We start from the raw sequence: 12,665 nt of genomic DNA, 5'->3' as shown, positions 1-12,665 counted from the left end.
CGAGCTTGGGCAAGTACACCATAGGCATCGACTTTGGGACAAACTCCTGCCGGGCCGTGCTCGTGGATATTACCGACGGCCGGGAGTTGGCCACCACGGTCTATCAATACCCCTCTGGCACCGCCGGGATAATCCTCGACCCAGCGGACCCCAACTTGGCGCGTCAGAACCCGGCGGACTATGTGACCGGACTCGAAACCGTCATCCCAGGAGTAATTACGCGTGCCAGAGAAAACGAGCGAACATTTTCGCCGGACCAGATTATCGGCATCGGCATTGACACCACCGGGAGTAGTCCAGTTGCCGTTGATGAAGAGGGCGTGCCCCTCTGCTTCTTCGAACGCTTTCGAGACAACCCTGCGGCGATGGTCTGGCTCTGGAAAGACCATACTAGCTACGCCGAGGCACAGAAGATCACGGAGATCGCGCAAAAGCTTAGACCCCACTACCTGGCCAAAATAGGGGGAGCCTATTCCTCCGAGTGGTTCTGGAGCAAGCTCTGGCACCTGCAGAAAGTGGCACCAGAGGTCTTCGCCGCAACCTATAGTTTCGTGGAAATCTGTGACTGGATCCCCGCCCTGTTGGTGGGAGACACACATCCAGCGCGCATCAAGCGCAGCGTGTGTGCCGCAGGCCACAAGGCCCTCTACAACGCTGAATGGGGAGGACTCCCCGATGAGGAGTTCCTTAAGGAGCTGTCCCCCGAGATAGCAGCGATGCGCTCCCGCCTTTACCAGGTGGCCTACACTGCTGACCAAAAGGCAGGAAACCTCAGTCCCGAATGGGCGAAGAAGTTGGGGCTTTCGACGGACGTGGTGGTGACCGTGGGCGCATTCGACGCTCACATGGGGGCAGTAGGTGCGGGCGTGGACGTGGGCGTTTTGGTGAAGATCCTCGGAACCAGCACCTGCGACATCATGGTGTGGCCGAATTCAGAGCCCTTGGAGGCCATTCCCGGCGTGTGCGGCATCGTCGATGGCTCGGTGCTCCCCGGCTACTATGGCATCGAAGCCGGGCAATCCGCCGTAGGGGACATCTTCTTGTGGTTTGTCAATAGCCTCGTGCCCGGCTCATACGGCTCCACCGCCGAGGAGAAGTTCGAGCGCTTAGGACAAGCGGCAGCACGACTCCGACCGGGCGAGAGCGGATTGCTTGCCCTGGATTGGAACAATGGGAATCGTACCATCCTGGTGGACGTGCGCCTCACCGGCTTGCTGCTTGGCCAGACGTTGCACACCCAGGCGCATGAGGTCTATCGGGCGCTCATAGAAGCCACTGCATTTGGGGCGCTGACTATTATTGACAGAATCCAGAGCTATGGCGTGCCTGCGCGCGAAATCGTCAACTGCGGCGGCCTGGCCACCAAGAACCCCCTTCTCATGCAAATTTATGCCGACGTCACCGGAAGGCCGATGAAGGTGGCCCGGAGCGATCAGGCGCCGGCGTTAGGGGCAGCCATCTTCGCAGCAGTGGCAGCCGGAAAGGCTCGCGGGGGATACGACACGGTCCGAGAGGCCAAGGAGAAGATGACTGCCACCGGCAAGGTCTACCACCCGGACCAAGCCAGCCATCGCATCTACCAGCAGATCTACAAGCTCTATCGCCAGCTGCATGATGCCTTCGGGACCCGTGAGTGGTCAGGGCACATGTACAACGTGATGAAGGACCTGCTGGAAATCAGGGACAGGGTGCGGAAGGAAAAGGGATGCTCGAACAGCTAAGGGCGGAGGTCCTCGAAGCTAACCTCGCCCTAATCGAGCATGGCCTCGTAACGCTCACTTGGGGCAACGTGAGCGGACGTAGCCCAGGGGAAAACTTTGTCGTGATCAAACCCAGCGGCATTGATTACCGACACATGACTCCTGCGGACATGGTCGTCGTTGACCTGGAGGGCAAGGTTGTCGAGGGCAAGTGGAAGCCCTCGTCGGACACCCCCACGCACCTGGTTCTCTATCGGGCATTTGATGGAATAGGAGGAATCGCCCACACTCACAGCAACTACGCCACCTCCTTTGCGCAGGCCTGTCTGCCCATCCCCTGTTTGGGCACGACTCACGCTGATCATTTCAACGGGCCGATCCCCGTCACCCGCTACCTCTCTGCAGAGGAAGCAGAAGAAGACTATGAGCGCGCAACCGGATTGCTGATCGTCGAAACCCTTTCTGGATTGAATCCCTTGGAAGTGCCAGCTGTGTTGCTCGCCGGCCACGGCCCGTTCGCCTGGGGCCAAAGCCCAATGGACGCAGTGAATACCAGCGTCGTGTTGGAGAAAGTGGCCCAGATGGCTTTCCAAACGCTCCTCTTGCACGAGAGGATAGGCAGTTTGCCAGAATACCTACTGCGAAAGCACTTTCAGCGCAAGCACGGACCGCATGCCTACTATGGCCAAGAAAGAACAAGTTCACGAGAGACCAGCGATGAAGGTCTACCCCAATTTTGAAGTCTGGTTTGTCGCCGGGAGCCAACATCTGTACGGCGACGAAGCTCTGGAGAAGGTGGCCCAGCATTCGCAAGAAATAGCCGCCTCTTTGGATGCCTCACCGGAAATTCCCTCGCGCGTTGTGTTCAAAGGGGTGCTGTCAGACCCTGAAAACATCCTGAAGCTGGTGTTCGAGGCCAACGCGTCAAGGAGCTGCACGGGTTTGCTGATGTGGATGCACACCTTCTCCCCCGGCAAAATGTGGATTGCGGCGCTGAAGAAACTCCACAAGCCTTTTGTTCACTTGCACACCCAGTACAATCGCGATCTACCCTGGTCGGAAATCGACATGGACTTCATGAATCTCAACCAGTCTGCACACGGAGATAGGGAGTTCGGCTTTGTGTGCAGCAGACTGGGCATCACCAGGAAAGTGGTGGTCGGACACTGGCAGGATAAGAAGGTCCATCGCGAGCTGGCTCATTGGATGCGCGCGGCCAGCGCCTGGCAGGATTGGCAATCGGGCAAGGTTGCGCGCTTCGGGGATAACATGCGCGATGTGGCCGTGACCGAGGGGGACAAGGTGGAAGCCCAGATGAGGTTTGGCTACTCGGTAAGCGGCTATGGCCTGGGTGATTTGGTCAAAGTGGTGCAGAGCATTTCGGATGTGGAGGTGGACAGACTTGTCAAAGAGTATGGCGAACGATACGCCCTTGCCCAAGACGTTCAGCCTGGTGGGGCAAAGCACGCGGCGGTGAGGGAAGCAGCTCGCATCGAGCTGGGGCTGGAGCACTTCTTGCGGGATGGGGGGTTCACCGCCTTCACCACCACGTTCGAAGATTTGCACGGGCTCCAGCAGTTGCCCGGGTTGGCGGTACAGCGTCTTATGGCCCGCGGTTACGGCTTTGGCGCTGAAGGCGATTGGAAAACTGCCGCTCTGGTGCGGGCGATAAAGGTGATGGCCTCCGGGCTGAGCGGCGGCACCTCTTTCATGGAAGACTACACCTACCACATGGCCACTCCGCGCATGAAGGTGTTGGGGGCTCATATGCTTGAGGTCTGCGAATCGCTGGCCGCTGACCGTCCGCGCCTGGAGGTGCATCCGCTGGCGATTGGTGGCAAAGCCGATCCGGCACGCCTGGTCTTTACCGTGCCAGCAGGGCCGGCTCTCAACATCTCTCTCGTTGATCTGGGAAACCGCTTCCGGATGGTGCTCAATGAGGTGGAAAGCGTCCTGCCCGATGAGGAGTTACCTAAACTGCCTGTGGCCAGGGCGGTATGGATTCCGAAACCAGATCTACCGATCGCCGCACACTGTTGGATCTTGGCAGGAGGCGCACACCACACGGCGTTTACTATGGCCCTGAGTGCCCAACCCCTGCGCGATTTCGCTGAAATCGCGGGGGTGGAGCTGCTCGAAATCAACGAGCGGACCAACGTTGAAGATTTCAAGAAAGAGCTCCGTTGGAACGCAGTCGCTTTCTAAATCTCGCCATTAGGCTTAGTTCAGTGGCGGGTCGCCGCGGTGGCGGTTGAAGGAATCGCCGGAGAGCACATATCACCTTCTTTCCCGAGATGCCCTCCGCGTGAGCAATCGGACATACGTCGTATTCTGGCACTGCAGGGAGTGCCAGGATGCACCAAGCCATCATCTGCCCCGGAGGCCCACTCCGACGCTCTGTTTTCCTCGGGTTTCCTTAGGCACATCTCACCGCTCCTATGACAGGAAGGCGCCTGCCGCTGTTGTGCCACTATGAGCAAGGGATTGCCGAATGTCCCGCTGGCCTGGGTTCTAATCCCTGCAGCTATCTGCTTTCCACACCGGGCCACACCGCCGGCTTGAGAGAGAAAGCTGTTGCTATTTTTTTGCGCTTTTGCTACCTTCATCAAGCGTAACGAAAGGGGCAGAGGAAGACGGCAAGGCGTTATGGTGAGGAGGAAAGTGCCTGACATTTCCGCGGGCGGCATCTCCGTCGTGGTGGTCACCTATAACAGCGAGCGCCATATTCGCGCCTGCCTCAGTTCTTTGCTTGCGGCGCTGGAAAGGCTGCAAGCAGAGGTCGTGGTGATCGACAACGCATCTTCGGACGGCACATGTGCCGTTGTTGAGGAAATCGCGGCCGACGCTTCTACGCCAGTTCGGTTGGTGCGCAACGCCGAAAACGCCGGGTTCACGAAGGCCGCAAACCAGGGTTTGGTCTCTTCCATTGGGCAGTATGTGCTCTTGCTGAATCCAGACGTGGTGGTGCGCAGCAATACCATTCGCTCCCTCGTGGACTATTTGGAACAAAACCCTGGCGTAGGAATGGTGGCGCCTCAGCTTCGCTTTCCAGAGGGGCGCATACAGCCCTCGTGCCGCCGCTTCCCCAGGAGGCTGGACGTGCTCTTCGAGCTCGTCGGTCTGTCGCGACTCTTTCCGCGCAGCAAGGTCTTCAACCGCTGGAAAATGGGCGACTTTGATCACCTCACGCCGCGAGAGGTCGACCAGCCGCAGGGGGCATTTCTCCTTGCCCGCCGCGAGGCAGTGCGCTCTGTCGGTCCGCTCGACGAGCGCTTTGTGCTATTCTTCAGTGACGTCGATTGGTGCCGGCGTTTCTGGGAGAAAGGGTGGCCCGTGGTCTTCAGGCCCGAGGTGTACGCAATCCATCATAAGGGCGCCAGTGTGTACGCCCATCGGGTCAGTGCTTTAGTGGCATCACATCGGGATTTCGTGGCCTATTTTCGCAAATACCCCAGCCGACTGCCTTTGGTTGACCTCGGCACGAGGCTGGTGCTCCTTGTCGCGCTATGGCCACGCGTCGCATGGGCTTTGGTCTCACGGTGCGCCAGGCACGGGAAAGGTGAGGCATGAAGGAACAGCATCCACTGAGACGGTGCGCAGCGTTGATGACAATGTGCCTGCTTTGCCCGCTGCTCGTGGCCGCACAGACATCGCCTTTCAGGGACGTGATTGTCAAGACGAGGCACCCACTGCGCGCCTTGGCCCGAGGGACGGACGGCCAGATCCGTACGGGTTTTCCCCTCCTAGACCAGCTGTGCGCATCTCTTCAAGTGAACACGTTGGCTCCAACCTTCGGGGCGCCAGCAGCTCCACGCAACCGTGAGGCTCGGCGGACAATCGGGCTGGACCGGATCTATCAGCTGCGCCTTCCTGTGGACCGGGTTGAGGAGTTCATCGCGGCCTTGGCCAATGAGCCCGAGGTAGAGTATGTCCACGTCAACCACTCCTATCGCATCCACTATGTGCCGAATGACCCGCATTTCTCTGCCCAGTGGGCCCTTAAGCGCATCCAGGCCAGTGCGGCTTGGGATATCAATCGGGGCGACCGTGCGATCCTTATTGCAATTATCGACACGGGCATCGACTATAGGCACGAAGACCTGGCTGCCAACATTTGGATCAATGCAGGCGAAGACCTCAACGCAAATGGCGCTGCCGACTCCAGCGACTACAACGGAATAGACGACGACGGCAACGGCTTTGTGGACGACATTCAGGGCTGGGACTTTACCGACGCACCCTACTTCGCCGACGGCGGTGACTACCTGACGCGGGACAATGACCCGTTCGACGAAAACGGGCATGGCACAGCGGTGGCGGGCATTGTGGGAGCGGTGGCCGATAACAACGTGGGCGTCGCGGGACTCGCCCATGGCTGCCGACTAATGAACCTGCGCGCGGGCACCAGCAGCGGTCTTCTCGAAGAGGACGATGTTGCCTCGGCGCTGGCCTATGCTGCCGACAATGGCGCCCGGGTGGTGAACATGAGCTTCGGCGACATAGTCTGCACCCCACTTCTGCGCGACGCGGTGGCCTATGCCCATGCTTGTGGGGTACTGCTGGTTGCCTCAGCGGGCAACAGTGCCAACACCCAAATCCATTACCCTTCCGCGCTAGATGAGGTCGTCGCCGTGGGCGCCACTGACTCCACCGACTATCTGGCCGGCTTCTCCAACTATGGCCCCACGCTGGACGTGGTTGCCCCCGGCACAGGCATTTGGACGACTGCCCTCAACAATGGTTATACCAGTTTCAGCGGTACCTCCGCGGCGGCGCCCTTTGTGTCGGCCCTGGCAGCACTCATCTTCTCCCAACACCCCGATTATAGCAGCGACAACGTGCGCGGCACCTTGCTCGCCACCGCCGACGACCTGGGAAGCATCGGCTGGGACCGTTACTATGCGGCCGGCAGAATCAACGCCTGCGCAGCACTGCGCAGCCCCAACTTCACTGTAGTGCGAATCGCGTGGCCCCGTTTGGATCGCGGCGCCGCAGGGGGCAGTATCCCCATCATCGGCACCGCCGCTGGGGTCTTCATGCGCAGCTACGAGCTCTCCTACGGCACCGGGGTTGACCCAGAAGAATGGCATCCCTTTCTGAAAGTTCATGGCCGACAGGTCATTGACGACACCCTCGGCGTGTGGGACGTCAGCGCATTGCCAGACACACAGTACATGGTGCGCGTGACGGCAGAGAACGCCGATGGCAGCACCGTGAGCCAGGCGCTGCGCGTGTTCATCGACCGCACCCCACCGCGTATTAGCGCTATTACGCAAACGCCAATGATCGAAGAAGATTTCCTTGGCTGTTTGGTCTCGTTCCTCACCGATGAGCTTTGCGACGCCCAGCTGCAGTGTGTGCTCCCTTCCGGAGCCTCCAAGCTGGTCCGGCTCGCCTACCAAACGGCCGAACATCGGGTCTTTCTTACGCCTCAGATGGTCCCGCCTGGCACTCTGTTCCGCATCGAGGCCACCAACCGTTCGCAGCTCGCCGCTGTGGACGACAATGGGGGGCGCTTCTACCCTCTCTCTTTAGAGGACACACCAGTGTCGACTGTGGAAATGGAGCTCTTGCCTACCTCGCTACCGCCGGTGTATCTTTTCCCCCAGCCAGCAGATTTCGACGGGGACGGCCGGGATGAGCTGGTAACCTGTCGGTATAACGGAACAAACATCTTTGGCAAGCTCACCGTCTGGCGCAACGTAGATGGCGTGATGGTACCGGTATGGGAGAGCCGTGAACCGGCAATTCCCCGGAGCATCGGCGATACCGATGGCGATGGCCTGAGGGAAATACTGGCGGGCTACGGCGGACGAACCATCCTTTTTGAGCAGACCGCACCCCACGCTTTGGCATTTCAGGTCGTATGGTGGAGCGATAACGATACCTGGGGAGCCCGCCTGGTAGATTTCGACGGGGACGCTCGATCAGACCTCATTGTGCGCAAGGGTGCCACCTACCAGGTGTGGCGGTCCTTAGGCGGACACGCGTTTGCTCTCTGGGATTCGCTTCCGAACCCGACTGGCGGCAGCAACATCACCGGCGTACCGCACGTGGAGGTGGCCGATTTCGACCGGGACGGCCGCCTTGAGGTCCTTGTCGGCGACTATGACGGTGATGTCTACCTTTACGAGTGCGAGGCTCTGAATGGCCGTTTCCGGATGATCTGGTCCGAGCGCCTCCCTCTCATGGATACCATCGACTTCCTGGGAAGTGGCGATTATGATGGGGACGGACAGCAGGAGTTCGTGGTCGGGTGTCATTCTGACCCAAGTCTGGACGCCGAGCATGAGTATGATGCCCGTCACTGGCTCTATCGCGTCTACAAGGCCACCGGCAACGACATGTACGCTCCCCAAAAGGAGTGGCGGTTCTTCGGCTTTTCGCTCCCCAAGGATTTCGACGCCGGGGTTTCAGCGGGGGACGTGGACAATGATGGGCGCGCAGAGATTCTTGTCAACGTGTTTCCAGATTTCTACATTCTGAAGTGGGATGAGGTCACCGGAACCTACAGCTCTGTCTGGCACTATCGACCCAATCGCAGCAATGCGGCGGTAGTTGCCGACACGGATGGTGACGGGGTGAGAGAGGTCTTTTTCAACGATGGGCACTCCACCCTGGCCTTCCGCTGCGTGCAGGCACAAGGCCGTCCCGCTGCTCCCAAGAACGTGGACGCGTTCCCCCTGGACACCTCGCGAGCGGTAGTGAGTTGGAAACCCGTGGAAAAGGTGCAGGGTTATTGGGTCCGCTTTGGCGAGCACCCGGATTCCTTGAGCTTGAAACGATGGGTGGCAGCACCGCCATGTACGCTGAGGGACCTCACGAAGGATCATGCCTATTGGATCGCTGTCTCATCAGTGGACTCCAGTGGCCAACCGCCTGAAAGCCTCCCTTCGCGGCTTGTGATGGTGACTCCGAATGCACCCCCACGCCTGGAATCAGCCCAGGCGTTGAACGAAACTTCGGTGCGCCTGCGCTTCAGTGAACCCATGGACGACTCAGTCAAAGACCCCGCGCGCTACACAGTGCTCGGCTATCCCTATCCAATCAGTTCGGTGCTCCACGACAAGTCGGGCCAGGAAGTAATCATGACCCTTCCCTCTGCTCTACCCAGCGGGGATACGCTTGTGGTCCGTGTGTGCGCGGTTTCTGATAGCAAACGCACCCCCATCGATACCATGCGCAACAGTGCACCCTTCTGGTTTGTGCGCCAACCCCAGGCGCCCTACCTGGTCTCAGCTTCCTTGAGAGGTAACACACGGGTCGTACTCAATTTCAGTGTGCCGCTGGACCGGCAGAGTGCCGAGAATCCAGCCAATTATAGGATCGAGCCAGGGACAAACATTCTGGGTTGCATGCTTGACCCCGCCGATCCTCGCTCGGTACTCCTCGAGGTAAGCCCCCTGGTACCGCTGGGTACCGAGAACGCCCACCACATCGTGTACGTCTCGGGACTCAAATCCAGCGATGGAGTTGTGGTCCTGCCTGGCCGTGGAGACCGCCTCGCCCTGCTTCTTGCCCAGCCCAATCTGTCCCGGGTCTTCACCTATCCGAACCCCTTTGTGCTCCGTGCAGGTGCCTCGCTCACTTTTGCTAACCTCACGGAGAGAGCCACTATCTTCATCCTCACCGTGGATGGCAGACTCCTCCGCACGCTTGAGGAGAAGGACGGCAACGGGGGGCTCCTTTGGGACGGCAAAGATGCTGATGGGCGACTGGTGGGCTCGGGTGTCTACCTGTACGTGGTGACGAACGGCAAGGAGCGGGTGATGGGGAAGCTGGCCGTGGTTCGGTGAGGGCGGAGATGGAACCGCCTGCCTCAGGTGGAATAGTGGTGGGGCTCACCGGCGGCATTGGCAGCGGCAAGTCGGTGGTGGCCAGGCTGTTGAGGCGCTACGGGCTTCCGGTGATCGATGCCGATGCCGTGGGGCATCAGCTCACCGCCCACGATGAAACGGTACGCGCTGCCCTGCGCCAGACCTTCGGCGAAAGGGTATTCGGCCCGGATGGCCGTCTGCTTAGAGAGCAATTGGCGCGCATCGTGTTTTCCGATGCCGATGCCCGCCAGTGTCTCAACAGAATCATCCACCCACCCATGCGTCGGTGCATTGATGCCCACGTCCAGTCCCTGCTCGAGAGTGGGCACAGGATTGTGGTCGTGGATGGCGCCCTCCTGGGCGAGGCGGACTTGGTGGGTCACCTGGACGCGCTGGTGGTCGTCTACGCGCCCCTCAAAGAGCGCATTGCCCGCATCCGACAGCGCAACGGGCTACCGGACGAGGAAATCTTGCGGCGCATCGCGGCGCAGATGCCTTTGGAGGAAAAACTTCGCTTGGCCGATTATGTGGTGTACAACACCGGTTCGATTTGGGCTCTGCGCAAAGAGGTCCGGGTGCTGCATGCATGGTTGCAAGAAAGGGTGCGTAGAACCTTAGGCTCACGATGCCCTGATAGTTGAAGTAGGCCCAAGCGGACCTCGTTGCGGTAGAGGTCACGATGAGGGGAAAACCTGCCCTCTTTGCCTGCCTTGCGTTCGCGGCAGGCGTGGTCATTGCCCGTTATGGGTTGGAAGAGGTAGTTCCGGCTCACGTGATGTTGTGGGGACTGTGTTCCTGGCTCGTCGTCTCTGGGGCGTTGCTTTTCGTGCCACGGGCCAAGGGCGTGATTGGCTACGCCCTGCTCGTGGCCCTGGTGGCTGCTGGCGCACTGCGCTACCTCTGGACAGCAGGAGTGACGCACTCTCGGAGCCACATTGTGCATCTGGCCAAAGGGGAGGGCCAGGTGGCCTTGCTGCGAGGGGTTGCTATCTCCGCGCCAGACCAGCGACAAGACTACGCATTGGTCAAAGTCCAAGCCTCAGAGGTCGTTGTGGCCACCGGCGCTGTCCGCGTGCAGGGAAAGGTACTCTTGCGCGTGCCCACAAACTACTGCCCGATTCGGTACGGTGATTCCCTCGAGGTGCAAGGGGTACTGACTCTGCCCCCGAAAAGTCGGAACCCAGGCGGTTTCGACTACCGAGAATACTTACGCGCGCAGGGTATCCACGCTTTGTTCAAGTGCCGCGTTCCGGAGGACGTGCGGTTCCTGGGCAGCGGGCACGGCTCCGCGTTGTTACGCAAGGTCGTCTATCCGCTCCGGGAACGAATCGTCCGGACGGTTGACCGCTCGCTCACAGGAGACCAGGCAGCTTTCCTCAAGGCGCTGCTGGTCGGGGAGAGAGGAGAAATCCGCCTCGAGTTGCGCCAAGCCTTTGCCAACACGGGGGTAGTCCACGTGCTGGCCGTCAGCGGATTGCACGTTGGGTTTGTAGTGCTCATTGTAAATGCCGTGGCCCGCGTATTGCGCGTGCCCGTGGCGATTCGACCGGTGGCTATGTGCGTGGTGCTGGTGCTTTTTGTGCTCATTACTGAGGCGCGACCCCCAGTCGTCCGTGCGACCATTATGGCCGGGGTGCTCTTGCTAAGCACCTCCCTGCGAAGGGGGACGAACGTGTACAACAGCTTGGGCGTCGCCGGCCTGATTGTGCTCCTGGTGAACCCGTTCGAACTTTTCCAGGCTGGATGTCAGTTGTCCTTTGCGGCAGTGGCCTCCATTGTTTCACTCTACGCTCGGCTGCAGGAGCTGTGGGGCGCGCCTCTTTTGCGGGCGGTGGAACGCAACAGCTTCCTTGCCACCGCGGTGGTGCCACTACTGTTGGTCTCCATGGCCGCTCAACTGGGTACATTGCCCCTGACCGCCTATTACTTTGCGCGGGTGCCCCTCCTGTCGCTCGTTGCCAATCTGGTGGTCGTTCCGGCAGTGGGGCTTGTTGTGGCACTGGGGTACACGACCGTACTGCTGGCGCCTCTATGCTGGCCACTGGCCAAGCTCTATGCCGCCTGCAACTGGCTGGTGTTGACGGCTCTCTTGCGCGGAGTGGAGTGGATGGGGAATCTGCCCTGGGCCTATGTTGGCTATCACCAGCCTCGCCTTTTGCACGCGGTTGCCTATTATGCCTTATTGGGCTTAGCCCTAGCGCGCGATGCGCGGTGGCGTAGCCGAGCCGTGCAGCTTTTGGTGGCAGTTGCCTGCTGCGCGGTGTGGGCCGACGCGCTCCGCCCGCGAGGGTTGTTGCAGGTCACCATACTTGACGTGGGCCAGGGGGACGCAACTTGCATCCGTTTCCCCAGCGGAAAGACCCTGCTGGTGGACGCTGGGCCTGCCGATTCAACTTGGAATGCCGGGCGGACAGTGGTGGAACCGTTTCTGCGCAAGCAAGGTGTGCGCCGCTTGGACGGGCTGCTGATTACCCATCCGCACAGCGACCATTATGGAGGGGCAACTCATCTTCTTCGCTCGTTACGGGTGCGGCAGCTCTACGCCCCTGCCCAGAGCGATACAGCCGCTCTGTTCCGGGAGCTGCGCCGCCTCGCGGACAGTCTGCACGTGCCGCAGCAGGAGATCCAGGCGGGCGACGAACTGAGCGGTTGGGATCCAGCCCTCGTCTTTGTGCTCCATCCTTCTCCCCGTTTCGTGGGAGGCCACAGCCCCCCGCCCTACGGCGTGAACAACACCTCCGCCGTGCTCCTTGTTGCCTATGGTCCGACGCGCATCTTGATGATGGGGGATGCCGAAATCCCTGCAGAGGAGGCCTTGCTCCGCTATGGTGGGTTGCTACGAAGCCAGGTGCTCAAGGTGGGACATCACGGCAGCAATCTGTCTTCCGGGGAGCAGTTTCTAGAGGCGGTGAGACCCGAGATGGCAGTCGTCTCGGTGGGAGCCGGCAATCCGCACGGCCTCCCTTCGCGCAGCGTTCTCCAACGCCTCCAGAAGGCCGGGGCCAGAGTGATGCGCACCGACCAGGAAGGGGCGATTGTGCTGACCAGCAACGGCCAACAATGGCAGCTGGTGCGATGGAGGTCCAAGTTTCCTCCCTTGCACGAGCTGTTGTCATGGTGATGGGATAGGAGGCATGGAGCCACGTGG

General features: G+C 60.2%; 7 protein-coding genes. All 7 read left to right on the top strand.

Annotated elements, in window-relative coordinates; all coding sequences use genetic code 11:
• The first annotated feature begins 5 nt into the window (after positions 1 to 5).
• The 7 genes from ONB25_02820 to ONB25_02790 all read left to right on the top strand — a co-directional run bounded on the left by ONB25_02820 (position 6) and on the right by ONB25_02790 (position 12,638).
• Positions 6 to 1,721 (top strand): ribulokinase, encoded by a 1,716-nt coding sequence (locus tag ONB25_02820; protein MDZ7391817.1) that lies wholly within the window; start codon positions 6 to 8, stop codon positions 1,719 to 1,721.
• Entirely contained in the window at positions 1,706 to 2,440 is a 735-nt protein-coding gene (gene araD / locus ONB25_02815) for an L-ribulose-5-phosphate 4-epimerase AraD (protein MDZ7391816.1), read from the top strand. The genes ONB25_02820 and araD overlap by 16 nt, the downstream gene beginning before the upstream one ends.
• Complete coding sequence (gene araA / locus ONB25_02810; GenBank protein MDZ7391815.1) at positions 2,418 to 3,905, top strand: L-arabinose isomerase; 1,488 nt, start codon at positions 2,418 to 2,420, stop codon at positions 3,903 to 3,905. Before araD ends, araA begins: the two co-directional genes overlap by 23 nt.
• 441 nt (positions 3,906 to 4,346) lie before the next feature.
• Positions 4,347 to 5,270, top strand: coding sequence for a glycosyltransferase family 2 protein (locus ONB25_02805; GenBank protein ID MDZ7391814.1), 924 nt, complete (start codon positions 4,347 to 4,349; stop codon positions 5,268 to 5,270).
• Positions 5,267 to 9,496 (top strand): S8 family serine peptidase, encoded by a 4,230-nt coding sequence (locus tag ONB25_02800; protein MDZ7391813.1) that lies wholly within the window; start codon positions 5,267 to 5,269, stop codon positions 9,494 to 9,496. Before ONB25_02805 ends, ONB25_02800 begins: the two co-directional genes overlap by 4 nt.
• Before the next feature lie 8 nt (positions 9,497 to 9,504).
• Positions 9,505 to 10,158 carry a dephospho-CoA kinase gene (gene coaE, locus ONB25_02795; protein MDZ7391812.1) on the top strand — a complete coding sequence of 218 codons (654 nt, stop codon included), beginning with the start codon at positions 9,505 to 9,507 and terminating at the stop codon, positions 10,156 to 10,158.
• A 38-nt stretch (positions 10,159 to 10,196) separates the two neighbouring features.
• Positions 10,197 to 12,638: a DNA internalization-related competence protein ComEC/Rec2 gene (locus tag ONB25_02790; protein MDZ7391811.1), complete on the top strand. Its 2,442-nt coding sequence runs from the start codon at positions 10,197 to 10,199 to the stop codon at positions 12,636 to 12,638.
• Positions 12,639 to 12,665: the final 27 nt, after the last annotated feature.

It is taken from the genome of candidate division KSB1 bacterium (genome assembly GCA_034506335.1).
Classification (GTDB): Bacteria; Zhuqueibacterota; Zhuqueibacteria; order JANLFK01; family Oleimicrobiaceae; genus Oleimicrobium.
Note: the sequence above shows the minus strand (reverse complement) of the source record. Positions and strands in the feature narration are given on the sequence as shown.